This is a genomic window from Aquitalea pelogenes, assembly GCF_001515305.1.
Taxonomy (GTDB): Bacteria; Pseudomonadota; Gammaproteobacteria; order Burkholderiales; family Chromobacteriaceae; genus Aquitalea; species Aquitalea pelogenes.
In genome coordinates this window covers 28,930-53,418 of the sequence record NZ_LNQV01000016.1, presented here as the reverse complement: position 1 = coordinate 53,418, position 24,489 = coordinate 28,930, and the positions used below count along the sequence as shown (strand labels likewise).

Below are 24,489 nucleotides of genomic sequence, written 5' to 3'. Positions count from 1 at the left end.
GTTAGCGGATGATGCCTCGCTCGGACTGGGCAAAGAAGCGGGTGAACGGTTCCAGCTCGACATGGCCTTGCTGTGCTTCGGCCAGAATGGCTTCCTTGGCGGCATCGTATTGCAGACCCTGACGGTACAGGGCCTTGTAGGCATTGCGCACCCGGCGGATCTGCTCCGGGGTGAAGCCACGACGCTTCAGGCCTTCGGCATTGATGCCGGCCGGCACCGCACGGTTGCCATGCGCCATCACGTAGGGCGGCACATCCTGCGCCACCGCACTGGCAAAGGCGGTCATGGCGTGATCGCCGATGATGGCAAACTGGTGCACGCTGGTGAAACCACCCAGAATCACCCAGTCACCAATATGCACGTGGCCGCCCAGCGTGGCGTTGTTGGCAAAAATGGTGTTGTTGCCGATCTGGCAGTCATGGCCCAGATGCACATAAGCCATGATCCAGTTGTTGTTGCCCAGACGGGTCACACCCACATCCTGCGCCGTACCGATATTGAAGGTGCAGAATTCGCGGATGGTGTTGTTGTCGCCGATTTCCAGCCGGGTAGGTTCACCGGCGTACTTCTTGTCCTGCGGAATGGCACCCAGCGAGCTGAACTGGAAAATGCGGTTGTTCTTGCCGATGCTGGTATGCCCTTCGATCACCACGTGCGGACCTACCCAGGTACCGCTGTCAATGGATACATCCGGGCCAATGATGGAATAGGCACCGATTTCCACATCAGCGGCAATGTTTGCCTTGGGATCGACAATCGCTGTCGGATGAATGGCCATGCTCAGACCTCGCGTTTGGCACACATGATTTCGGCTTCACAAGCCACCTGACCATCCACCAGTGCGCGGGCATTGTATTTGCCGATGCCGCGCTTCACGGTGATTTGCTCCACTTCGAAAATCAGCTGGTCGCCCGGTACCACCTGGCGCTTGAAGCGGGCCTTGTCAATGCCGACAAAGAAGTACAGCTCGTTTTCGGCGCGCTCGCCCTGGCTCTTGATGGCCAGGATGCCGGCAGCCTGTGCCAGCGCTTCAATGATCAGCACGCCCGGCATGACCGGGTATTGCTCGAAGTGGCCGCAGAAGAAGGGTTCGTTGATGGTGACGTTTTTCAGCGCCTTGATGCGGGTGTCCGGCACCATTTCGGTCACGCGATCCACCAGCAGGAAGGGATAGCGGTGCGGCAGGCACTTCATGATTTCACGTACATCAATGTTTACGGCGTGTTCAGTCATTTGTATTGTCCTTGTTTTCTTTCAGCATGCCGATCTCGCGTTCGAGTTGTTTTATCCGCTTGGCGAGATCGTCCAGATGTCTTACATGAACGGCATTGCCCAGCCATTCCTTCATGGTTTGCAGCGGGTAGGACGAAGCGTAGGTATCCGGCTGGCGGATGGACTTCGACACCAGCGTACCGCCGCCGATATGCGTCTTGTCTGCCACTTCGATATGGCCGACAAACATGGCCGCCCCCCCTACCGTGCAATACGCGCCGATGGTGGTGCTGCCGGCAATGCCGACACAACCGGCGATCGCGGTATGCTCGCCAATCTGCACGTTGTGGGCAATCTGCACCAGATTGTCGATCTTGGCCCCGCGCCGGATGATGGTGTCTGCCAGCGCGCCACGGTCGATGGTGGTATTGGCACCCACTTCGACGTCGTCTTCCAGAATGGCACGGCCGGTTTGCGGAATCTTGAACCATTGATCCTTGGCCCATGCCAGGCCGAAGCCATCCGCCCCGATCACACTACCCGAATGCACGGCCACGCGATTGCCAAGCACACAGCCATGGTAAACCGTGACATTGGGATAAAGCACCACATCATCGCCCAGTACCGTACCAGCACCAATCACCACACCGGGATGCAGGATACAGCGCTCGCCAATCACGGCGCCGGCACCAATGCTGACGTGTTCGCGTACTTCGCTGCTGGCAGCAATGACAGCGCCCTCGCCGATCACCGCACTGGCATGGATGCCGGGCTGCGGCTGTGCAGGCGGGTGGAACAAGGTTGCCACCTTGGCAAAATACAGATAGGGGTCATCCACCACAATCCAGGAGCGTGCCGGGTCCAGCTCTGCCTCCAGCTTGGGCGAAACAATCACCGCACCGGCGGCACATCCGTCCAGCTGCTTGCGGTATTTGGGATTGGACAGAAAGGTAATATCGCTCGCGGTCGCCACATCCAGCGGTGCCAGGCGTTCGACCGTACGGTCTTCGCCCTTGAGCACACCACCCAGGCTGGCCACGATATGAGAAAGTGTGTACGCCATCAAAAATGAAAGCCGACCCCGGGTCGGCTTCTCCCGTAACAGTTAGGCAGGATTATTTTTCCAGTTCCTTCAGCACCTTACCGGTCAGGTCGTACTTAGGATTGACATAAACCACATCCTGCAGGATCAGGTCATATTGCTCGCGATCTGCGATCTGGCGCAGCACCCGGTTGGCGCGCTCCTGTACCGAAGCAAACTCTTCGTTGCGACGCTGGTTGAAGTCTTCCGACAACTCGCGGGCCTTGGCCTGATAGTCGCGGTCCAAGCCGGCATATTCGCGCTCGTAGCGTTTGCGGTCATCGATGGACAGCGTGCTCTTGGCCAGCAGGCCTTCCAGTTCCTTGGCACGCTTTTCCATTTTCTTCAGCTCGGCACGGCGGTCGGCGAATTCCTTGTCCAGCTTTTTCTGGATGGCAATCGCCGGTGCCGCCTCGCGGTACACCCGCTCGATGTTGACGAACCCCAGCTTGAAGTCTGCGGCCGAGGCCTGCAGGCTGACCATGGCCAGCCCGGCAATCAAGCACTTGAAAATTGATTTCATGTTCAGGCCTCTTTCGGTTTAGAAAACGGTACCCAGCTGGAACTGGAAGCTCTGGTACTTGTCGCCTTCCTTCTTGCGCAGGGCTTTGGCCAGACTGAACTTCATCGGTCCCAGCGGGGACAGCCAGGTCACGGCCGCACCGGTGGAGTAACGCAGTTCGCTGCTCGGGGTGCTGCCGCTGACGGTGCTATCCCAAACCGTACCGGAGTCAAAGAATACGCTGGCGCGTACCGACTTGTTGTCCTTCATGCCCGGGAAGGGGAACAGGATTTCGGCATTGGCCACCATCTTGCGGGTACCACCCAGATAGTCACCAGTGCTGGCGTCCTTCGGACCCAGGCTGTTGGAGTCGTAACCACGCACCGAACCCAGACCACCCAGATAGAAGTTCTGGAAGAACGGCAAGGTGGAAGTCTTGCCATAACCGTTGGCATAACCCACTTCACCGTTCAGCATCAGGGTGAAGGTTTTGGACAGCGGGAAGAACCACTGCTGCGAGTGCGTCAGACGGTACCACTCAAGGTCGCCGCCCGGCAGCGCCGCATCGGCTTGTACCTTGATGTTGGCACCACGGGTCGGCCACAGCGAGCTGTCACGGGTATCACGACCCCAGCCGGCAGTACCGATCAGCGACAGGTTGTTGCTGCCGTACTTGTTGACAAAGTCCAGATAACGGGTGGGGCTGTCGCTCCAGGTACCCACCTTGGTCTGCTCCAGACCCAGGCTGAAGTTGATGCGGTCGGTTTCCGTCACCGGCACGCCAAAGCGCATGGCGGCACCATCGGTGGATGTCTTGTAGTGCGTGGTGCTGGAGGACGAGCTGTTATACGGCTTGTACACGCGGTGGTACAGGTCGTAACCCAGACTTACGCCATCGGCAGTGAAGTACGGATCGGTAAACGACAAGGTGGCATTCTTGTTCACCGAGCCATTGGAAATACCGAAGGACATGTATTTGCCGGAGCCGAAAATATTGCTCTGCGAAACACTGGCAGACAGCTGGATACCCTCACCCTGCACAAAGCCCACACCAGCGGAGATACTGCCGGTGGCGCGTTCCTTCAGGGAGATGTTCATGTCCACCTGGTCTGGCGCATCCGCCACGGCCGGGGTTTCCACGTTCACATCTTCAAAGTAGCCCAGCAGCTCGACACGGTCCTTGCTGCGCTTCACATTGGCGGCGTTGTATACCGAGCCTTCCAGCTGACGCAGTTCACGGCGTACCACTTCGTCACGGGTCTTGGTATTGCCGGCAATATTGACACGGCGTACATAGGTCTTGCGACCCGGATCCACAAAGAAGGTAAAGCCGACTTGCTGCTTGTCGCGATTGATGTCCGGCAAGGCATTGACGTTGGCAAAGGCATAGCCTTCATTGCCCAGACGGTCACTCAGCGCCTTCACGCTGTCGGTCACCTTTTCATTGTCGAACACAGTGCCGGTTTTCACGGTAATCAGCTTGCGCAGCTCGGCTTCCGGCACTTTCAGGTCGCCAGCCAGCTTGATGTCAGCAACGGTGAACTTGCTGCCTTCATTGATGTTCAGCGTCAGGAACATTTGCTGCTTGTCGGCACTGATGGATACCTGGGTGGATTCGATATTGAATTCCAGATAGCCCTGGTTCTGGTAGAAGGCCTTGAGCTTCTCCAGATCGCCAGTCAGCTTTTGCTTGGAGTACTGGTTGTCCTTGGTCAGCCAGGAGAACCAGCCACCGGAAGTCAGCGACATCTCATCCAGCAGCTTGTCCTGGCTGAATGCCTTGTTGCCGACAAAATGGATGTCCTTGATCTGGGCAGTCACCCCTTCGGTGATATCCAGCGTCACCGCAACACGGTTGCGCTCCAGCTTGGTGACTTGCGGGGTAATCTCCACCGCATACTTGCCACGGCTGTAGTACTGACGCTTCAGCTCCTGCACCGCGCCGTCCAGCAGGGCCTGGTCAAAAATGCGGGATTCGGCAAAGCCGTTGTCCTTCAGGGCCTTTTTGAGCTGATCCTTGCTGAATTCCTTGGCGCCATTGATGTTGAGCTGGGTGATCACCGGTCGCTCGGCAACGGCGACAATCACCACGCCATCGCGCGATTCCACTCGCACATCATCAAAGAAGCCGGTGGCAAACAGGCTCTTGATGGACTCACGTGCCTTCTCGTCATTGAATGTATCGCCCACCTTGACCGGCAGGTAGTTGAAGACCGTACCGGCTTCGGTACGTTGCAGGCCTTCAACCCGGATATCCTTGATCACGAACGGATCCGCAGCCCAAACAGCTGTTGCCGTAGTCATGCCCAGCACAGCGGCCGCGAGTAATTTCAATTTCATAGGTTTGTTTTAACCCCCAAAAAGGCGGCTGATATCATTCAGCACAGCAAACAGCATCAGCGACGCCAGCAGGATGAATCCGATCTTCTGTCCAAACAGTTGCGCACGCTCGCTCAGCGGGCGGCCTTTGACCAGCTCCGCGACATAATACATTAAGTGCCCGCCATCCAGCACAGGTATTGGCAACAGATTCAACACACCGATGCTGACACTGATCAGCGCGAGAAATTCCAGGTAGGGACTCCAGCCTTCGCGGGCGGTCTGCCCGGCAATGCTGGCAATGGTCAGCGGGCCGGACAGATTATCCAGCGACGCCTGGCCAATCACCATGCGGCCCAGAAACTTCAGGCTCATCCAGGCGGTGTCGGTCATCTTGCGCCAGGCTTCCACCCCCGCTTCGGCAACGCCGGGCTTGTGCGTAAATGCCAGTTGTTTCATCCAGGCGGCATCCAGCAGCGGCGCTGCACCGATACGACCTATCATCACGTCGCCATCCGCCACGGTAGCCGGACGCAGCTTGATATCCTGCTGCTTGCCATCACGCTGTATGCGGATCAGCAGCTCCTTGCCCGGGCTCTCATGCACCAGGCGCACCCAGGCATCCCAGCTGGCCAGCGGCTTGCCATCCACGGCAATCAGCTTGTCCCCTGCTTTCAGCCCGGCTCGCGCCGCCACGCCACCTTCTTCCACACCGCCAATGGCAGGCAGATAGCGCATGGGCATGAAGCCGGGATTACCTTGCTCCAGCGCCTTGAGCGTGTCTTCATCCGCCTGGGCCGGGTCGATACTGCGCAGCACCGTGGCCGACTGGGCAGTCTTCACCTGCAGGCGCAGCGGCACATCGCCACTGCCTACCGCATCCACCAGCGCCAGGCGCAGGCCTTGCCAGTCATCCACCTTCTGCCCATTCACCGACAACACGCGGTCGCCAGGCTGGAAGCCTGCAGTGGCGGCCAGACTGGGGGTGATGACCGTGCCGATTTGCGGCAGCAGTTGTGTGACACCACCAGCAATCACCAACCAGTAAAACAGCACGGCCAGCACCAGATTGGCCAGCGGGCCAGCCGCCACAATGGCCATGCGCTTGTAAACCGACTGGGTATTGAATGCCAGATGGCGCTCTTCCGGCGCAACATCCATTTCGCGCTCATCCAGCATGCGCACGTAGCCACCCAGCGGAATGGGGCTGATGGCCCACTCGGTATCGCCACGACGGAAGGTATACAAAGGCGCACCAAAACCTACCGAGAACCGCAGGACTTTCACCCCGCACAAGCGTGCTACCCAGTAATGACCCAGTTCGTGAAAGGTAACCAGCACACCGATGGCCACCAGGAATGCCAGGAATGTCAGCATGAACCCACCTTGTTCATGGCAAAGCGACGCGCTTCACCATCCTTGTCCAGCAAGGCAGCCAGCGAGGTGCTGGGTGACAGGCTGACACCAGCCAGCGTGGCTTCCACCACGGCGGCAATATCGACAAAGCGCAAGCGCCCTTCCAGGAAGGCCGCCACCGCCACTTCATTGGCTGCATTGAGTACTGCAGGGGCGTCGCCACCACTGCGCAGCGAGTCAAACGCCAGCCCAAGACAGGGGAAACGAGCCAGATCGGGCTGTTCGAAACTCAGATTGCCCATACTGAAGAAATCCAGCGAGCTGACGCCAGCCTCGATGCGTTCCGGCCATGCCAGTGCGCAGGCAATCGGGGTACGCATGTCGGGAGAACCCAGCTGCGCCATCACCGAACCATCACGGTACTGCACCATGGAATGAATCACGCTCTGCGGATGCACCACCACGTCGATACGTTCCGGCGGAGCCGAAAACAGCCAGTGTGCTTCGATGACTTCCAGCCCCTTGTTCATCAGGCTGGCCGAATCGACGGAAATCTTGCGCCCCATCACCCAGTTGGGGTGACGACAGGCATCTTCCGCCGTGACGTGCAGCAAGTCTTCGGCACTGTGCTGACGGAAGGGCCCACCCGAGGCAGTGAGAATGATCTTGCGAATGCCGGAAGCATCCAGATTGCCGGCGTAATCATGCGGCAAGGACTGGAAAATGGCACTGTGTTCGCTATCCACCGGCAACAAGGTGGCCCCATGCTCGCGCACCGCCTCCATGAACAGGCGACCGGCCACCACCAGCGATTCCTTGTTGGCCAGCAATATTTTCTTGCCAGCGCGTGCCGCCGCCATGGCCGAAGGCAAGCCAGCCGCCCCGACGATGGCTGCCATCACCACATCCACTTCAGGCAAGCTGGCCACACGCTCCAGCGCTGCTGCGCCATGCAACACTTCGGTAGCCAGGCCTTGCTCTTGCAAGCGGCCTTGCAAATCATTGGCAGATACAGCATCCGCCACGACAACATAAAGGGGAGAAAAACGGCAGGCCTGTTCAAACAGACGGTCGACCTGATGATGACCACTGAGCGCCACCACGCGGTAGCGCTCGGGATGACGGGCAACCACATCCAGCGTATTGACGCCGATGCTGCCGGTTGCCCCAAGAACTGCAATGCCTTGAGGTTTCATGAGATGTGCTTACAGCCCGCCCAGCACGCGCAGCGCATTGCTGACTGCCAGAACGGCAATGAGACTATCGATTCGGTCATAAACGCCGCCATGACCAGGCAGCAGCTTGCTGCTGTCCTTGATGCCTGACGCACGTTTGAACCAGGATTCCAGCAAGTCGCCGCAAACGCTGACCGCAGTAAGCGGCAAGGCCAGCAATACCAGCGCCCACACTGGCAGGCCGACGGAAATCCAGCCCAGGCGGCTGACAATGACCACATAAACAGCCACGCCCACCAGCGCGCCGTAAACGCCTTCCCAGCTTTTGCCAGGGCTGATGGAAGGTGCCAGCTTGCGCTTGCCGAATGCCTTGCCGGAGAAGTAAGCGGCCACGTCCGCCACCCACACCAGGCCCATCACGGCCAGCAAGGTCAGCGCATGGCTGGCATCAGCCTGCGGCCGCCACTCGAGAAAGCCATACCAGGCCGGCAGCATCAGCACCCAGCCGAGCACGGCAGCCACGCCGGGGGACTTTACCGTCCAGCGACGGGCCAGCCACAAGGGCATCACCAGCAACCAGAACACCAGCGCCAGCAGGTGCGCAGCCTGCGGCATATGCCAGCCCTGCCACCAGGAGACACCGGCAAAAGCCGTGCTCAAGCCCAGATACCCCCACTTGGCCATGCCGCGCAGGGGCGTCATGCGGGCGTATTCCCACATGGCCAACAGGATGATCAGCCAGGAAAAAGCGGCCCAGGCATCCGCCGGAAACACGAACAATGCGGCCAGCATCAGCGGCAGCAACACCAGAGCGGTCAGTATGCGGGTCTTGAGCATGAGGGGTCAGTTTCTGCGCTGCTGTTCGGGCAGCTGCTCGCTGGTGCGGCCAAAACGGCGCTCGCGCGAGCGGTAGGAGTCCAGTGCCTGATCCAGTGCCGCACGGTTGAAATCCGGCCACAGCAGATCAGTGAAATACAACTCGGAATAAGCCAGTTGCCACAGCAGGAAATTGCTGATGCGCTGCTCGCCGCCAGTGCGGATGAACAGATCCGGCTCCGGAGCCCAGTGCGTGGACAGGCGGGAAGCCAGGTTTTCTTCAGTAATCTCACTGACACCATCGGCAATCAGGCCATTGACTGCATTGAGCACGTCCCAGCGGCCGCCATAATCGGCAGCGATACTGAGCACCAGCCCGTCATTACCCGCTGTCTTGTCTTCCGCCGCCTGGATGCGTTCGGCCAGCGCCGGACTGAAGCGCTCGCGCGTACCCAATACCCGCAGGCGGATATTATTGGCATGCAGCTTGCTGACTTCGTTTTCCAGCGCACGGATGAACAGGTCCATCAGGAAGCTCACCTCATCCGGCGGACGACGCCAGTTTTCAGTGGAGAAGGCAAACAGCGTCAGGTACTCCACCCCCAATTCCTTGCAGGTGGTGACAATTTCACGGACGGTGTCCAGGCCCTTCTTGTGCCCTGCCACCCGCGGCAGGAAACGCTTCTTGGCCCAGCGGCCATTGCCATCCATGATGATGGCGATATGCCGGGGTACGCAGCGCACCTCCGGCACGTCCTTGGTGGAGCTTCCAAACAAGGCTATTTCCTTTATACCGCCATCAGGTCCGCTTCTTTGGCCGCCAGCGCCTTGTCGATCTCGGCAATGTACTTGTCGGTCATTTTCTGGATGTCGTCCTGGCCGCGGCGCTCGTCGTCCTCGGTAATGGCCTTGTCCTTGATCAGGTTCTTGAATTCGTTATTGGCATCACGACGAATATTGCGCACAGCCACACGAGCGCCTTCAGCCTCGCTACGCACCACCTTGATCAGGTCACGGCGACGTTCTTCGGTCAGCATCGGCATCGGCACGCGGATGATGTCGCCCATGGAAGCCGGGTTCAGACCCAGATCGGAATCGCGAATGGCTTTCTCGATCTTGGCCACCATGTTCTTTTCCCATGCCTGTACGCCGATGGTACGGGCATCAATCAGGCTGACATTGGCTACCTGGTTTACCGGCACGTCGCTACCGTAGTAGTCGACCATGACATGATCAAGAATGCCGGTATGGGCGCGACCCGTACGTACTTTGGTCAGGTCGGTCTTGAACGCCTCCAGAGACTTGGTCATCTTCTGCTCGGCGGATTTCTTGACTTCATTAATCATGCTTGCTCCAAAAATCGGTACTTTGAAAAACAAGGCGGAAAGCGGCTTCCAGCCGTTTCCGCCCCTTGGTATTCATCAAGCTCAGCAGTGTACCAGCGTGCCTTCATCTTCGCCAAGCACTACGCGCTTGAGTGCGCCTTGCTTGAAGATGCTGAACACCTTGATGTTCAGGTGCTGGTCGCGGCACAGCGCGAAAGCGGTAGCATCCATCACCTTCAGGTTGCGGCCGATGGCTTCGTCAAAGGTCAGGGTCTGATAGCGTACGGCATCCGGGTTTTTCTTCGGATCGTCCGTGTACACGCCATCCACCTTGGTGGCCTTGAGCATGATGTCGACATTCATTTCCATGCCGCGCAGTGCTGCGGCGGTATCTGTCGTGAAGAAAGGGTTGCCGGTACCGGCACCAAAAATCACCACCTTGCCCTCTTCCAGATACTGCATGGCCTTGCCACGCACATAGGGCTCGGCAATCTGCTGCATGGTGAGGGCGGACTGCACACGCGCCACCACTCCCACCTTGCCCATGGCATCCTTCAGCGCCAGCGCATTCATCACGGTGGCCATCATGCCCATGTAGTCGGCCGTGGCACGGTCCATGCCGCTGGCAGCACTGGAGACGCCGCGGAAGATGTTGCCACCACCAATCACGATACCAACCTGTACGCCCAGCTCTACCACTTCCTTGATCTGACCGACAATCTGCTCGATGGTCGAGCGGTTGATGCCGTAGTTATCGTCGCCCATCAGGGCCTCACCGGACAGCTTGAGCAGAATGCGTTTATAGGAAGGAGCTTGGCTCATGGTAACCTCGAGTTGGGTGTGTTTGGGGCATTCAGTTTGCAAAACGGCACCCTGCAGGCAGGGTGCCGTTCGATCATACAGTCTTGTCAGACTTACAGCTTGGCAGCAGCAGCCACTTCAGCAGCATAGTCTACAACCTTCTTCTCGATGCCTTCGCCAACAACAAACATGGCGAATGCATTTACGGAAGCAGATTTTTCAGCCAGCAGTTTTTCTACAGTCACGTCCGGATTCTTGACGAAAGGCTGACCAACCAGGGTCACTTCAGCCAGGAACTTGTTGACGCGGCCTTCAACCATCTTGGCGACGATGTCGGCCGGCTTGCCGGATTCGGCAGCCTGAGCGGTGTAGATCTTGCGTTCCTGTTCCAGGGTTTCGGCCGGAACCTGATCCTTGGAAACACAGATCGGCTTGGAAGCAGCGATGTGCATGGCGATGTCACGACCCAGCGCTTCGTCACCCTTCAGGTCAACGATCACGCCGATCTTGGCACCGTGCAGGTAAGTAGCGATGGTACCGGTGGTTTCGTAACGAACGAAACGACGGATGGTCATGTTTTCGCCCAACTTGGCGATGGCAGCCTTGCGGATGTCTTCAACGGACTGGCCGTCGATCACAACAGCGGACAGGGCTTCAACATCAGCCGGGTTGGCAGTGGCAGCAGCTTGAGCAGCAGCATTGGCCAGTGCAACGAAAGTCGGGTCCTTGGCAACGAAGTCGGTTTCACAGTTCACTTCAACCAGGGCACCAACGCCGCCGGCAACGTAAGAACCGATGATACCTTCGGCAGCCAGACGACCAGCCATCTTGGAAGCCTTGTTGCCGGACTTGATGCGCAGAATTTCTTCAGCCTTGGCAGCGTCGCCTTCAGCTTCAACCAGGGCTTTCTTGCATTCCATCATGCCCAGGCCGGTAGCAGCGCGCAGATCCGAAACCATTTTTGCGGTGATTTCCGCCATTTGTAACTCCTGTATTCGATACGTAAGGGTAATCAGGTCTGAAAAAAGGGGCTTGCGCCCCCTTTCGAGTCTGCTTACTCAGCCTGGGCCGTTTCGGCGGCAGCTACGACTTCTTGCAGCGACTGGGCGCGGCCTTCCAGTACGGCGTCGGCGATGCCGCGAGCGTACAGGCGGATGGCACGGCTGGAGTCGTCGTTGCCCGGAATAACGTAGTCGATGCCATCCGGCGAGTTGTTGGTATCAACAACGCCGATTACCGGGATACCCAGTTTCTTGGCTTCAACGATGGTACCTTTCTGGTAGCCAGTGTCGATAACGAAGATGGCATCCGGCAGGCCCTTCATATCCTTGATACCGCCCAGCGAGCGTTCCAGCTTGTCAACTTCGCGTTGCAGGTCCAACAGTTCTTTCTTGTTGTAACCGGTATCAGCGCCTTCCAGGATGGCACGCTTTTCTTCAAGACGCTTGATGGACTGCTTCACGGTCTTGTAGTTGGTCAGCATGCCGCCGAGCCAGCGGTGATCAACAAACGGCATGCCAGCGCGGGCAGCTTCTTCACGGACGATCTCACGCGCCTGGCGCTTGGTACCAACAAACATTACGGTGCCCTTGTTGGCAGCCAGACGACGCACATATTCCTGGGCGCCGATGAACAGCGGCAGAGTCTTTTCCAGGTTGATGATGTGAATCTTGTTGCGGCTGCCAAAGATGTACTGAGCCATCTTCGGGTTCCAGAAACGGGTTTGGTGGCCGAAGTGAACGCCGGCCTCAAGCATTTGACGCATGGTAACGTTGGTGGACATGCAAAAACTCCTTAAAGGGTTAAGCCTCCATCCGCGCAGACAACCGCCATTTTGCGTTGGCGGCACCCTTTGGCGCGGATGTGCGTAGTGTTTCCCCTGCCCAATGCAGAGGACGCAGGATTCTAGCACCGCAAAGCCGCCTCACTCAAGCGTCTTGCCTTGATTTGCCTGCTCTTGCGCCAATTCCTGCCGTTTGCGCAGGCGGCGGCGTGTCATTCTTGCAATAAACAGGGTGGGCAAAAAGCCCAGGAAGAACAGAATGGAAAACGTTGCCCACAGACTGTTCTGTGCAACGGCCAGCATCAGCACTACGTAGAGCCAGCCAATCAATACCATGTACATAATCAAACAACCGTTTGAATTTTTCGGAAAAAACCTGAACAATAGCACCATAGTGTAAACCACCCGGCGGCCATCATCATGCAAACCCGATTTACCGAATCCTTCGGCATTCAATTGCCTCTTGTCTGCCCTGGCATGAGCTACATCGCCACCCCCGAACTGGTGGCCGCCACTGCCAACGCAGGCGGCCTGGGCATTCTGGCCACAGGGCCGCTCAATGCCATGCAAACCCGCGCCGCCATCCGCCGCATCCGCGAGTTGACCGACAAACCCTTTGGCATTGGCTGCACCCTGATGATGCCCGGCGCACATGACAATTGCGTGGTAGCACTGGAAGAACAAGTGCCGGTGATCAACTTCTCTCTGGGCAAGGGCGACTGGATTGTAAAGCGTGCACACGCCTACGGCGGCAAGGTGATTGCCACCGTCGTAACGGAAAAACACGCCATCTCGGCAGAGAAATCCGGTGTGGACGGCCTGCTGGTGACCGGCCACGAAGCTGCCGCGCATGGCGGCGAAGTCACTTCGCTGGTTCTGATTCCAGCCATTCGCAAGGTGAGCAAGCTACCCATCATCGCCGCCGGCGGCTTGGCAGTGGGGCCGGTCTGCTGGCCGCACTGGCACTGGGTGCCGATGCCATCGCCATGGGCAGCCGCCTGGCCATGACCCGTGAAAGCCCGGTACACGCCACCAGCAAGGAGATGATTCGCCAGCGCAGTGTCAGTGACACCCTGTATTCGCGAAATTTTGATGGCCTGTGGTGCCGCATGATGGACACCCCGGCCGCGCGCGCCGCCTGTCGCAAGCCGATGAACCTGCTGATGGCCGGCTGGAAGGCCAGCGCCGTTGCCCGCAAGCTGAAGATGCCGGTACTGAAGGTGGCACTGGGCGGCATGCTGAAAAAACCGCAGGAATTGCGCCAGCTGGCCTTGTTTGGCGCAGCCACCGAATCCATCCGCCTTGCCATTGAAGAAGGCAATCATCAACAAGGAGTGCAGTTGGTTGGCCAGGTGCAAGGCCTGATTGACGACATTCCTGGCGTGGCTGAACTCTTTTTGCGCGTGATGCAGGAGGCCGAAGACCAGCTATCGCGACTGAATGCCTTGCACAGCGCAACGACCGCACCGCGCAGCAATTCATGACAAAAGACTTTCCGCGCATCTTTCATGAAATATCTGTCTGATTGAATACATTAACTCAACAAACTACCCACCATGACGCAACAAGCTGCCACTGCACGGCGGCTTGTTGCATTGCCCCGCGTCCTTCTATCTCGTATTCTCACTACCCTGCCCACAGGCAGACCGCAGGCCGCCACAGAGCGGCCGCCTTGTTCATTTACCAAGAGAATACGCATGACCACCCCGCACCTGCTTGAGGACACCCCACCCCGCCCGCTCAATGGCCAGGATTACCGCACCCTGGCACTGGCCGCCCTGGGCGGCGCACTGGAGTTTTACGACTTCATCATTTTCGTGTTTTTCGCCCTGGTCATCGGCAAGCTGTTTTTTCCGCTGGACATGCCGGACTGGCTGCGTCAGTTCCAGACCTTCGGCATTTTCGCTGCCGGCTATCTGGCGCGCCCGCTGGGCGGCATCATCATGGCCCACTTTGGTGACAAGCTGGGACGCAAGCGCATGTTCACCCTATCCATCATCCTGATGGCGGTACCAACCTTGCTGATGGGCATGCTGCCCACTTATGCCAGCATCGGCATTGCCGCCCCGCTGGCTTTGCTTGCCTTGCGCATCCTGCAAGGGGCCGCCATCGGTGGCGAGGTGCCCGGTGCCTGGGTATTTGTCGCCGAGCACGTCCCTGCCCGTCACACCGGCTACGCTTGCGGCACCCTGACCGCCGGCCTGACTGCAGGTATCTTGCTGGGCTCCTTGCTGGCCACGCTGATCAACAGCAGCTTCAGCCCCGCGCAGATTGCCGACTGGGCATGGCGACTGCCATTCCTGATTGGCGGCGTGTTCGGCCTGGTGGCCATGTATTTGCGCCAATGGCTGGAAGAAACCCCTGTTTTCGCCGAAATGCAGGCCCGCAAGGCATTGGCCGAAGAGTTGCCACTCAAGACCGTCCTGAGCCAGCACAAGCCAGCCATCATCGTCTCCATGCTGCTGACCTGGCTGCTGTCCGCTGCCATCGTGGTGGTCATCCTGCTGACACCAACTTATTTGCAAAAGCAGTTCGGCATGGTGGCAACCACCACACTGAAGGCCAACAGCCTGGCCATTATTGCCCTGACCGCAGGCTGCATTCTGGCCGGTCGCATCATCGACCGACTGGGCAGCGGACCGACCTTCATTCTGGGCTGCCTGCTGCTGGGGCTGAGCAGTCATCATTTCTATACCACCGTCGCGCATGACGCGAGCCAGCTGTATGCGCTATATGCACTGACCGGGCTGTGCGTGGGCATTGTCGGTGCGGTGCCTTATGTGATGGTGCGCGCTTTCCCGCCAGCCATCCGCTTCACCGGGCTGTCGTTTTCCTACAATGTGTCGTATGCCATCTTCGGCGGCCTGACCCCCATGGTGGTGACACTGTGGCAACAGCACGACCCTCTGGCACCGGCACGCTATGTGCTCGCCCTGTGCATCATGGGCATGGCATTGGGTGGCTATCTGCTATGGCAGGAGCGCAGCCGGCGCTGATTCACCCGTGCGCACCTCGCCAACGGCCCGCTACGGGCCGTTTTTCATTTCCCGCCACAACCTGATCACATAGCCAGTTGCATAAAAATTTAAATACCAAGGAACCATACAACTACATCAGCAGTCCCTTATTAATCAAACCTTGTAACGCGCCACCTGCCAAACCCTTGCCAATCCGCGCCACTCCCGGCCTTGACCTGCACCTGTGCAGCCCACTCCACCAGACCACGGAGACGCCCATGCCAAACTTTCCCTGGCAGAACATTGCCCTTAACCCGCTGGCCGCCTTTGGCATCCTCCTCACCCTCGGGGTAATGGGCGGCCATATTGCCAATCGCATTGCCCGCCTGCCCGCCATGACCGGCTATGTGCTGATCGGCCTGATCATCGGCCCGGCCAGCCTGCACATCCTGAACGAAGACCTGCTGCGTGCCGCCGACCTGTTTGTCAATCTGGCACTGGGCCTGGCGCTGTTTGAAAGCGGACGCCGGGTTGATTTGCGCTGGCTGCGTGCCGAGCGCACCTTGCTGCTCAGCACGCTGACTTACTGCCTGCTGGTATTTGCTGCACTGTACACATTGCTGGTTTTTGCCGGACTGGACTGGCAAACCAGCACCACCATGGCCGCCATCGGCATGGCAAGCTCACCCATCGTCATTCTGGAAATGATGCGCGAGGGGCGCGCCGAAGGTCAGGTCAGCGACCGGCTGGCCACCGCCACCGCCCTGTCCAGCCTGCTGTCGCTGCTGGTCTTTGCCATTGCACTTGGCTCGGCTCACCTGTTCCGGCAACAGCCATCAGCAGACAGTCTGCTCACCCCGGCCTGGCTGATTCTGGGCTCCAGCCTGCTCGGCTTGCTGGCCGGCGTACTGGCCATTGCGCTCAACCACTGGCTGGGCCATCAGCGCCAGCACCGCACCGTACTGCTGTTCGGGCTGATTACCCTGCTGGTGGGCCTGGCCGTGATGCTGGGCACGCTACCATCGCTGGCCTTGCTGGTATTTGGCCTCGCCACCCGCAATTTGCGCGGCGGCGAAAGCATCAGCGAGCCCGACCTGCTGGCTGGCAGTCACTTTTTCTTTGTCGCCTTTTTCGTGGCAGCCGGTGCCTGGCTGCAACCACAAGCGCTGGCAAGCCATTGGCCGCTGGCCATCACCTACCTGCTGTTGCGTACCGGCATTGCCATGTTGTTCTGGTTTGCACTGGCACCCGCCAATTGCCTCACCCGTCGACGCGGCTTGTGGCTGGGGCTGGCACTCAACCCGCTGTCGGGCGGCAGTGCATGCTGCTGAGCATGGGTTCGCTGGCATTGGGCGCACAGGCAAATAACGCCGCGGCCTGCCTGATGGCAGTGCTGGTCATCAGCGAACTGGCCGGCCCCTGGCTGTGCCGACTGGCCCTGCAACAGGCAGGCGAACTGAGCAAGGAGCACTGACATGCTGGAATTCAACAACAGCACACCACTGACCCTGGGCGTGGAACTGGAACTGATGATAGTCAACCGCCGTGACTACAACCTGACCCGTGGCTCGGACGACTTGCTGCTGCTGATCGACCGTCAGCCACATGGTTATGACATCAAGCCGGAAATCACCCAGGGCATGATTGAAATCGGCACCGCCATTCACACCCATTGCAGCGAGATGCTGCAGGAACTGCAAGCCATCCGGCAGCTGTTGACCCGCAACGCGGAAAAACTGAATCTTGGCCTGGCCGGTGGCGGCGCCCACCCTTTTCAGCACTGGAGCGAGCAGCAGATTTACCCCAAGGCACGCTATCAGCTGGTTTCGGAACTGTATGGCTATCTGGCCAAGCAATTCACCGTCTACGGGCAGCACATTCACATCGGCTGCCCGGACGGCGACAGCGCCATCCGCCTGGGACACTATCTGGCGCGCTACATTCCCCATTTCATTGCCTTGTCCGCCGCCTCACCGTTTTATCAGGGCATGGACACCCGGTTTCAAACTTCACGCCTGACCAGTGTCAATGCCTTTCCCTTGTCCGGCTGCATGCCCTGCGTGGAAAGCTGGGACCAGTTCAATGACTATTTTCAGGACATGGCGAAACTGGGCATTGTCGCCAGCATGAAAGACTTTTACTGGGACATCCGCCCCAAACCGGAATACGGCACGGTGGAAATCCGCATCTGCGACACTCCGCTGGACATTGTCACGCCCACCTTGCTGGCCGCTTACGCCCAGATGCTGGCCCGGCACTGCATGGAACAGGAATGGCGTGACATCAGCCCCGCACACTACCTGACTTACAGCTACAACCGCTTTCAGGCTTGTCGTTTCGGCTTTGACGGTGTGCTGGTCAATAGCAGCAGCGGCCAGCAAACCAGCGTGCAGGAAGACTTGCTGAGTACCCTGAACCAGCTGCAGGCACATGCCGTCGCACTTGGCTGCGAAGCGGAACTGGCCGCACTGCGTGCGCGGGTACTGAAGCGTCAGTCCGACAGCCAATGGCTGCGCGATGTGTATCAGGACAGCGGTTCGCTTTCCGAGGTGGTACGTCGGCAAAGCAACTACTGGATGCACGATCAACCGGACTGAGCAGGGGAAATCCAGCAGACAATCCACCGTGTCTGCCGCTACACTGGCAGCTTAGCGTCCCGAAACCCCATCATGCCGCTCGAACTGCCCGAACATTTCAATCCCGCTCTGCCAACCCGCTGGTGCATTTTCGATGGCCCGCGCCTGTTATTGCAAAACCAGGCCCTGCCCGGAGATGCCGCGCGGCACTGGCCGCTGGCCAACCGCCTGTTCATCGACCAGCAACAAGGCTGCAATCTGTATGCTGCAGACCTGGTTGGCCCGCCACCTGCCGACTGCGAATGGCTGCCCTTACGCGCTGCATTGATGGCCTTGCCGCCGGAACAGACCGACGGCATTGCCCGCGCCGCCCAGCTGCGCCAGTTCCAGCACACCCACCGTTTTTGCGGCCATTGCGCCAGCCCTTTGCAACAGCACAGCCACGACCAGGGCAAGCACTGCCCCAGCTGCGGCCAGCTTTACTATCCGCGCCTGTCGCCCGCCATGATGGTGGCGGTTTATCGCGGACAGGAGCTGTTACTGGCACGCAGTCCGCACTTCCTGCCTGGCGTGTACAGCGCACTGGCCGGTTTTGTCGAACCGGGCGAAACACTGGAGCAATGCGTTCACCGCGAAACACAGGAAGAAGTGGGCGTGCGGGTAAAGAACCTGCGCTATGTCTGCTCGCAATCCTGGCCTTTCCCGCACTCGCTGATGCTGGCATTCACCGCCGAATACGATGGTGGGGAAATCCGTCCGCAAGAAGGCGAAATCGAAGACGCCGGCTGGTATCACATTGATGCCCTGCCCACCATTCCAGCCCAGCTGTCAGTGGCTTACCGGCTGATCCGCCATACGGCAGACTGGCTGCGCCTGCCAGCCGAACAACGCAGATAAAATAGCAAAGGGAGCCATTGGCTCCCTTTTCAGCTTATTGACAAACTCCTCTCGCGTTCTGAAAAGAAAGCGAGGCTCCCTTTCAGGGAAAGGGCGGGGGGATAGGGAATAGACGGGAAGGCTGCGGAAGAAATAACTTAGCCGAAAGGCCCGGCTTTGCCGGGTCCAGTGCCACCGTACCAAATCACTTCGTCAGCAGCCGGAAAAGGGAGCCATTGGCTCCCTTTTTGCATGGCTGCCCCAGTCACTCAGGCACTGAGCGGCTGCCCGGCCAGCATCTCCAGCACGGTATTCAATGCAGCAATCACTGTCTGCCGTCGCACTGCAGCACGGTCGCCGGCAAAATAGCTGACCCAGGCGCGTGAGCAGCCATCCGGCCCCGCCACCGCCAGCCACACCATGCCAACCGGCTTTTCCGCCGAGCCGCCACCCGGCCCGGCCACGCCGGACACGGCCACCGCCCAGTCTGCCGCCGCACGCTGACGGGCACCGGCAGCCATCTCCCGCACTACCGCCTCGCTGACCGCGCCATGCGCTTCCAGCGTAGCGGCGCTGACGCCCAGCAAATCCTGCTTGGCCTGATTGCTGTAGCTGACCATGCCATAGCCAAACCAGGCCGAGCTGCCGGCAATATCGGTCAGCGCGGCGGCAATCATGCCGCCGGTGCAGGATTCTGCAGTAGCCATTGTTTCACCACGCGCCAGCAAGGCCGCCCCCAGGCGGGCAGACAGCGTGCTCAGTTCCTTATCCATGCGTTTTCCTGAAATGGCGAATCAGCCCCAGGGTGGAGCTGTCGTGCTCGGCCGAGGAGACGGCGGCGGCATCCAGCTCCGGCAGAATGCGCCGCGCCAGCTGCTTGCCATACTCCACACCCCATTGATCAAACGAATTGATGCCCCAGATCACCCCCTGCACAAACACCTTGTGTTCGTACATGGCCATCAGCATGCCCAGGTTGTAGGGCGTCACCTTCTCCAGCGCAATGGTATTGGAAGGCTGATTACCAGGGAACAGTTTTTGCGGCAGCAACATGTCCAGCTCTTCACCCGGCAGATCCGGCAGCTCTGCCATCACTTCCGCCTCGCTCTTGCCGCGCATCAGCGCTTCGGACTGGGCAAAGCAGTTGGCCACCAGCACGCGGTGTTGCTGCTCCAGCCCGTAATGGCTGTTCATCGGCACGATGAAGTCGCAAGGCACCAGGCGGGTACCCTGATGCAGGAGCTGGAAGAAGGCATGCTGACTGTTGGCACCCTCTTCACCCCAGATGACCGGGCCGGTGTCAAAATCCAGCGGCTCGCCAAAACGGCCCACCCGCTTGCCATTGGACTCCATGTCCAGTTGCTGGATATGGGCTGGCAGGCGGCGCAAGCCATGGTCGTAAGGCATGATGGCGTGGGTATGCGCCTGGTAGAAGGTGTTGTACCAGATGCCGATCAGCGCCAGCAGCACCGGGATGTTGCCATCCAGCGGCGCACCGAAGAAATGCTGATCCATGGCGTAGCCGCCATCCAGGAATTCGCGAAAATTGTCATAGCCTATCGACAGCATCACCGACAAACCGATGGCCGACCACACCGAATAACGGCCACCCACCCAGTCCCAGAAACCAAACATGTGCTCGGTATCAATGCCGAAGGCCGACACCGCAGCGGCATTGGTGGACACCGCAACGAAATGGCGGGCAATGTCCGCCTGGCTGGCCGAACGCAAGAACCAGGCCTTGGCCGCTTCGGCATTGAGCAGGGTTTCCGGCGTGGTGAAGGATTTGGACGCAATCACGAACAAGGTAGTGGCCGGGTCCAGTTGCTGCAGGGTACGGGCAATGTGCTGGCCATCGACATTGGAAACGAAATGCACGGTCAGATCCGGATGGGAATAGGCCGCCAGCGCCTCCTGCACCACCAGCGGCCCCAGGTCAGACCCGCCAATACCCAGATTCACCACCGCACGGATGGGCTGGCCGGTATAACCCAGCCACTGGCCGCTGCGCACCTTGTCGGTAAACACCCTCATGCGCTGCAGTACCTCATGCACCGCCGGTACCACGTCCTCGCCATCCAGCAACAGGCTTTCCTGCTGCGGCAAGCGCAAGGCGGTATGCAGTACCGAACGTTTTTCGCTGACATTGATGCGTTCGCCCTCACGCATGCGGGCCATCCATGCCGGCAGCTCGGCTTCATGCGCCAGATCAATCAACAGCTCCAGCGTCCGTTCAGTAATGCGGTTTTTCGAGTAATCCAGCAGCAAGCCATCCAGCTGCAAGGAAAAACGCTTGAAACGTTGCGGGTCTGCATGAAAGAGTTCGCGCATCTGCATGAAACGGGTGGCGCGCTGATGCTGGTGGAGCTTGGCCCAGATCGGGCTGTGATTGATACCGGCTTTGCTGTCGTCAAACATGGTCGTGAAGGGCTTGCAATCAAAAATGGATAATCGGTTTTGCATTGACCGCCAAGGGCGGATGGCGGGAACTGACAAGAAAAAGGGGACTGGCGTCCCCTTGCAGAATGCATATTACCATTTGTAGCACGCACACTACATCACAACTTGATGAAATGCTCGCGGTAGTACTTCAGTTCTTCGATGGATTCCTCGATATCCGCCAGCGCTTCGTGCTTGCCGCGCTTCACCACACCGCGGGCGACTTCCGGCTTCCAGCGCTTGCACAGCTCCTTCAGAGTGGAGACATCCAGATTGCGGTAGTGGAAATACTCTTCCAGCTGCGGCATCCAGCGCACCATGAAGCGGCGGTCCTGATGAATGGTGTTGCCACACATCGGCGTGGTACGGGCCGGTACATAGTCCGCCATGAATGCCAGCAAAGTGGCCTCGGCCTCTGCTTCAGTCAGGGTGGACGCCTTGACCTTGTCAATCAGGCCGCTCTTGCCATGAGTGTTCTTGTTCCAGTCATCCATGCCGTCCAGCACGCTGTCCGGCTGATGAATCACCAATACCGGCGACTGGCCAAGGATGTTGAGCTGGCTGTCAGTGGCAATCATTGCCACTTCGATGATGCGGTCGGTTTCAGGATTCAGCCCGGTCATTTCCATGTCGAGCCAGATGAGGTTGTTCTGATCTTGTGCCATACTGTCCAATCTTTACGTGTCTGCGTATTTTCCTTCATTGCCGCCCTGGCGGCAAACCCACCTGCGTAAATCATGACCGAGGCATTCTGCACCCTGTTTCTGGCCGCACTGGCGGTCACCCTGTCACTCAAGCTATGGCTGGGCCTGCGCCATCTGCGCCATATCGCCCGCCACCGCCACAGCGTACCGGCCGACTTTGCCGGCAGCATCACCCTGCAACAACATCAGCACGCTGCCGATTACAGCATGGCCAAAACCCGGCTGAGCCTGTTGTCGCCGTCATCGATACCGGCCTGATCCTGTGCCTGACACTGGGCGGCGGGCTGGACTGGATCAGCTGGCAAATCCAGCAACTGCATACCAGCGCCATGCTGAGCGGCATATTGCTGGTGGTGGCAGTCACCATCATCAGCTCGACCATCAGCCTGCCCATTTCGCTGTATAGCACTTTCCGCATTGAAGCCCGCTACGGCTTCAACAAAATGACCTTGCGCATGTTCGTGCTGGACCTGATCAAGGGCAGCCTGATCGGTGCCATCATCGGCCTGCCCTTGCTGGCGCTGGTACTGTGGCTGATGGCACAGGCCGGACCGTTGTGGTGGTTGTGGGTGTGGCTGGTATGGTCGGCCTTCCAGCTATTGATGGTAGCGCTCTACCCCACGCTGATTGCCCCCTTGTTCAACCGCTTCAGTCCGCTGGAAGACCTTGAACTCAAACAACGCATTGAGGCCTTGCTTGCCCGCACCGGCTTTAAAAGCCAGGGTGTGTTCGTGATGGATGGCTCACGCCGCTCCAGCCACGGCAATGCCTACTTCACCGGCTTTGGCAGCGCCAAGCGCATTGTGTTTTTTGACACACTGCTGAAACAACTGGCACCGCAAGAAATTGAAGCAGTGCTCGCCCACGAACTGGGCCACTTCAAGCGCAAGCACATCGTCAAGCGCATCAGCTTTGCCTTTGCCCTGTCGCTGGGTTTCCTCTTCATTCTGGGACAGTTGCTGGATGCCAGCTGGTTCTATACCGCACTGGGCGTCAGCACCCCCAGCACGGCGATGGCGCTGATCCTGTTCTTCATGGCTGTACCCGCCTTCACTTTCCCGCTGACACCCTTGTCCAGCCTGATGTCGCGCCGCCACGAATACGAAGCAGACAGCTTTGCCGCCAGCCAGGCGGAAGCCCAGCATCTGATTGATGCCCTGGTGAAACTTTACCGTGACAATGCGTCCACCCTGACCCCGGACCCATTGCACTCCGCCTTTTACGACTCCCACCCACCGGCGAGCCTGCGCATCGCCCACCTGAAAGGAGCCAGCACATGAATCTGCTCGAACTGCACTGCGAAACCGCCCACGGCCTGAGCCCGCTGGACGCCAACACCACCAGCCAGTTTCTGGCCAAACTGCCAGACTGGGAAATCAAGGGTATCGAGTTGTGCAAGACCTTCCGTTTTGCCGACTACTACCAGACCATGGCCTTTGTGAATGCCCTGGCCTGGATTGCCCATCAGGAAGATCACCACCCCGACCTGTCGGTGCACTACAACCGCGTGGTGGTGTGCTTCAGCACGCACGATGCCGGCGGCCTGACCCTGAATGACTTCATTTGCGCGGCCAAAACCGAAGCACTGCAAGGACGCGCATGAGAGCAGCCATCGGACAGATCATCCGCAGCCACGGTCGGCGTTTCATCGTTGAGGCAGAGGGCCAGACTTATGGCTGCTCCACCCGCGGCAAGCGCGTGGACTTTGCCTGTGGCGACCGCGTGGAAATCCTCATCCAGAACAAGGAACAGGCAGTCATTGAAGAAAGCCTGCCGCGCAGCAGCCTGCTGTACCGGCAGGACGAATGGAAAACCAAGGTCATTGCCGCAAACGTCAGCCGCATCCTGTTCGTGATTGCCGCCGTCCCCAGCCCCAGTGAAGAACTGCTCAACCGCTGCCTGATTGCCGCCGAAGCAGCCGATATCGACCCGGTCATCCTGATCAACAAGGCCGACCTGCCCGAGACGGCCGCACTGGTGGAAAAACTGCAACCCTACTCCAAGCTTGGCTACAAGATGATCACCCTGTCAGCCAAGCAGGACATGACGCCTCTACTGCCGCTGCTGGATGGCGAAACCTGCGTGTTTGTCGGCCAGTCCGGCATGGGAAAGTCCACGCTCACCAATGCCTTACTGCCGGAAGCCAACGCCCGCATCGGTGACATTTCCGAGGCACTGGATTCCGGCCGCCACACCACCACCCATGCCACGCTCTATCACCTGCACAAACTGTCTGCCGGCACGACCTGATCGACTCCCCCGGCCTGCAGGAATTCGGCCTCAAGCATTTGCAGGCCAGTGACCTGCTACACTATTTCCCGGAGATGCGCCCGTTGATCGGCCAATGCCGATTTCATAACTGCACGCACCGCAAAGAGCCGGACTGCGCCGTCAAGCAAGCCGCCGCAGATGGCTTGATCGCGCAACAAAGACTGGATTTACTCCAACGTTTGAGTAATGAATTGTTAAATCAATCGGCATAAAACGTTTTGTCATCCAAGCTGTTTACAATTCTTTGTAGGACTCATATTCTGGTAAGAAAAATTACATCAGACTGAGATCAGCGA

General features: G+C 58.9%; 26 protein-coding genes and 2 pseudogenes. 11 read left to right on the top strand and 17 right to left on the bottom strand.

Features of this window, described 5'->3' with window-relative positions; all coding sequences use genetic code 11:
* Window position 1: 1 nt before the first annotated feature.
* The 14 genes from lpxA to AWT75_RS08850 form a co-directional block, all read right to left on the bottom strand.
* Window positions 2-778 (bottom strand): acyl-ACP--UDP-N-acetylglucosamine O-acyltransferase, encoded by a 777-nt coding sequence (lpxA, locus tag AWT75_RS08915; RefSeq protein ID WP_062788913.1) that lies wholly within the window; start codon window positions 776-778, stop codon window positions 2-4.
* Window positions 779-780: 2 nt separating this feature from the next.
* The gene (fabZ, locus tag AWT75_RS08910) at window positions 781-1,233 is read right to left on the bottom strand and encodes a 3-hydroxyacyl-ACP dehydratase FabZ (RefSeq protein ID WP_045845007.1); all 453 of its coding nucleotides are present in this window, start codon (window positions 1,231-1,233) and stop codon (window positions 781-783) included.
* Complete coding sequence (gene lpxD, locus AWT75_RS08905; RefSeq protein WP_062788912.1) at window positions 1,226-2,275, bottom strand: UDP-3-O-(3-hydroxymyristoyl)glucosamine N-acyltransferase; 1,050 nt, start codon at window positions 2,273-2,275, stop codon at window positions 1,226-1,228. Before lpxD ends, fabZ begins: the two co-directional genes overlap by 8 nt.
* A 52-nt stretch (window positions 2,276-2,327) precedes the next feature.
* The gene (locus AWT75_RS08900) at window positions 2,328-2,816 is read right to left on the bottom strand and encodes an OmpH/Skp family outer membrane protein (RefSeq protein WP_045845005.1); all 489 of its coding nucleotides are present in this window, start codon (window positions 2,814-2,816) and stop codon (window positions 2,328-2,330) included.
* Between the two features lie 18 nt (window positions 2,817-2,834).
* Entirely contained in the window at window positions 2,835-5,135 is a 2,301-nt protein-coding gene (gene bamA, locus AWT75_RS08895; protein WP_062788911.1) for an outer membrane protein assembly factor BamA, read from the bottom strand.
* A 9-nt stretch (window positions 5,136-5,144) separates the two neighbouring features.
* Window positions 5,145-6,491 (bottom strand): RIP metalloprotease RseP, encoded by a 1,347-nt coding sequence (rseP, locus tag AWT75_RS08890; protein ID WP_062788910.1) that lies wholly within the window; start codon window positions 6,489-6,491, stop codon window positions 5,145-5,147.
* Window positions 6,485-7,666 (bottom strand): 1-deoxy-D-xylulose-5-phosphate reductoisomerase, encoded by a 1,182-nt coding sequence (ispC, locus tag AWT75_RS08885; protein WP_062788909.1) that lies wholly within the window; start codon window positions 7,664-7,666, stop codon window positions 6,485-6,487. The genes rseP and ispC overlap by 7 nt, the downstream gene beginning before the upstream one ends.
* A gap of 9 nt (window positions 7,667-7,675) precedes the next feature.
* On the bottom strand, window positions 7,676-8,482 hold the full coding sequence (locus tag AWT75_RS08880; protein WP_062788908.1) for a phosphatidate cytidylyltransferase: 807 nt from the start codon (window positions 8,480-8,482) through the stop codon (window positions 7,676-7,678).
* A gap of 6 nt (window positions 8,483-8,488) precedes the next feature.
* Window positions 8,489-9,238 (bottom strand): isoprenyl transferase, encoded by a 750-nt coding sequence (locus tag AWT75_RS08875; RefSeq protein WP_045845000.1) that lies wholly within the window; start codon window positions 9,236-9,238, stop codon window positions 8,489-8,491.
* Between the two features lie 11 nt (window positions 9,239-9,249).
* The gene (gene frr, locus AWT75_RS08870) at window positions 9,250-9,807 is read right to left on the bottom strand and encodes a ribosome recycling factor (protein ID WP_045845049.1); all 558 of its coding nucleotides are present in this window, start codon (window positions 9,805-9,807) and stop codon (window positions 9,250-9,252) included.
* A gap of 81 nt (window positions 9,808-9,888) precedes the next feature.
* Complete coding sequence (pyrH, locus tag AWT75_RS08865; protein ID WP_045844999.1) at window positions 9,889-10,608, bottom strand: UMP kinase; 720 nt, start codon at window positions 10,606-10,608, stop codon at window positions 9,889-9,891.
* Between the two features lie 92 nt (window positions 10,609-10,700).
* Complete coding sequence (gene tsf, locus AWT75_RS08860) at window positions 10,701-11,567, bottom strand: translation elongation factor Ts (RefSeq protein WP_045844998.1); 867 nt, start codon at window positions 11,565-11,567, stop codon at window positions 10,701-10,703.
* 74 nt (window positions 11,568-11,641) lie between these two features.
* Entirely contained in the window at window positions 11,642-12,370 is a 729-nt protein-coding gene (gene rpsB / locus AWT75_RS08855; RefSeq protein WP_045844997.1) for a 30S ribosomal protein S2, read from the bottom strand.
* 141 nt (window positions 12,371-12,511) lie between these two features.
* The gene (locus AWT75_RS08850; RefSeq protein ID WP_239689524.1) at window positions 12,512-12,706 is read right to left on the bottom strand and encodes a hypothetical protein; all 195 of its coding nucleotides are present in this window, start codon (window positions 12,704-12,706) and stop codon (window positions 12,512-12,514) included.
* 84 nt (window positions 12,707-12,790) lie between these two features.
* Between AWT75_RS08850 and AWT75_RS23465 the strand changes: the two genes are divergently transcribed.
* The 7 genes from AWT75_RS23465 to nudC all read left to right on the top strand — a co-directional run bounded on the left by AWT75_RS23465 (window position 12,791) and on the right by nudC (window position 18,800).
* Window positions 12,791-13,378, top strand: coding sequence for an NAD(P)H-dependent flavin oxidoreductase (locus AWT75_RS23465; RefSeq protein ID WP_204376911.1), 588 nt, complete (start codon window positions 12,791-12,793; stop codon window positions 13,376-13,378).
* A complete protein-coding gene (locus AWT75_RS23460; RefSeq protein WP_204376913.1) occupies window positions 13,357-13,854 on the top strand; it encodes a nitronate monooxygenase in 498 nt (165 codons plus the stop codon). The genes AWT75_RS23465 and AWT75_RS23460 overlap by 22 nt, the downstream gene beginning before the upstream one ends.
* A 213-nt stretch (window positions 13,855-14,067) precedes the next feature.
* Entirely contained in the window at window positions 14,068-15,366 is a 1,299-nt protein-coding gene (locus AWT75_RS08840) for an MFS transporter (RefSeq protein WP_062788907.1), read from the top strand.
* A gap of 239 nt (window positions 15,367-15,605) precedes the next feature.
* The gene (locus AWT75_RS08835) at window positions 15,606-16,658 is read left to right on the top strand and encodes a cation:proton antiporter (RefSeq protein ID WP_239689523.1); all 1,053 of its coding nucleotides are present in this window, start codon (window positions 15,606-15,608) and stop codon (window positions 16,656-16,658) included.
* The gene (locus AWT75_RS22770; RefSeq protein WP_239689522.1) at window positions 16,649-16,801 is read left to right on the top strand and encodes a hypothetical protein; all 153 of its coding nucleotides are present in this window, start codon (window positions 16,649-16,651) and stop codon (window positions 16,799-16,801) included. The genes AWT75_RS08835 and AWT75_RS22770 overlap by 10 nt, the downstream gene beginning before the upstream one ends.
* A 1-nt stretch (window position 16,802) precedes the next feature.
* On the top strand, window positions 16,803-17,924 hold the full coding sequence (locus AWT75_RS08830) for a YbdK family carboxylate-amine ligase (RefSeq protein WP_062788906.1): 1,122 nt from the start codon (window positions 16,803-16,805) through the stop codon (window positions 17,922-17,924).
* A 72-nt stretch (window positions 17,925-17,996) separates the two neighbouring features.
* Window positions 17,997-18,800 (top strand): NAD(+) diphosphatase, encoded by an 804-nt coding sequence (gene nudC / locus AWT75_RS08825; protein WP_045844991.1) that lies wholly within the window; start codon window positions 17,997-17,999, stop codon window positions 18,798-18,800.
* Between the two features lie 248 nt (window positions 18,801-19,048).
* Here the strand turns inward: nudC and AWT75_RS08820 are convergent, their stop codons facing one another.
* The 3 genes from AWT75_RS08820 to orn form a co-directional block, all read right to left on the bottom strand.
* Entirely contained in the window at window positions 19,049-19,552 is a 504-nt protein-coding gene (locus tag AWT75_RS08820; RefSeq protein ID WP_062788905.1) for a CinA family protein, read from the bottom strand.
* Window positions 19,545-21,197, bottom strand: a complete 1,653-nt coding sequence (gene pgi, locus AWT75_RS08815) for a glucose-6-phosphate isomerase (protein ID WP_045844989.1) — start codon at window positions 21,195-21,197, stop codon at window positions 19,545-19,547. Before pgi ends, AWT75_RS08820 begins: the two co-directional genes overlap by 8 nt.
* Before the next feature lie 140 nt (window positions 21,198-21,337).
* Complete coding sequence (gene orn / locus AWT75_RS08810) at window positions 21,338-21,883, bottom strand: oligoribonuclease (protein ID WP_062788904.1); 546 nt, start codon at window positions 21,881-21,883, stop codon at window positions 21,338-21,340.
* Window positions 21,884-21,955: 72 nt separating this feature from the next.
* Here orn and AWT75_RS23695 point away from each other — a divergent pair.
* The 4 genes and pseudogenes from AWT75_RS23695 to rsgA form a co-directional block, all read left to right on the top strand.
* Window positions 21,956-22,509, top strand: a pseudogene (locus AWT75_RS23695) (M48 family metalloprotease); the annotation flags it as partial.
* A 15-nt stretch (window positions 22,510-22,524) separates the two neighbouring features.
* Entirely contained in the window at window positions 22,525-23,202 is a 678-nt protein-coding gene (locus tag AWT75_RS23690) for a M48 family metallopeptidase (RefSeq protein WP_338021295.1), read from the top strand.
* A complete protein-coding gene (locus AWT75_RS08800) occupies window positions 23,199-23,525 on the top strand; it encodes a 4a-hydroxytetrahydrobiopterin dehydratase (protein ID WP_052693713.1) in 327 nt (108 codons plus the stop codon). The genes AWT75_RS23690 and AWT75_RS08800 overlap by 4 nt, the downstream gene beginning before the upstream one ends.
* Window positions 23,522-24,405 (top strand): annotated as a pseudogene (rsgA, locus tag AWT75_RS08795) (ribosome small subunit-dependent GTPase A). Before AWT75_RS08800 ends, rsgA begins: the two are co-directional and overlap by 4 nt.
* The last annotated feature ends 84 nt before the right edge of the window (window positions 24,406-24,489 follow it).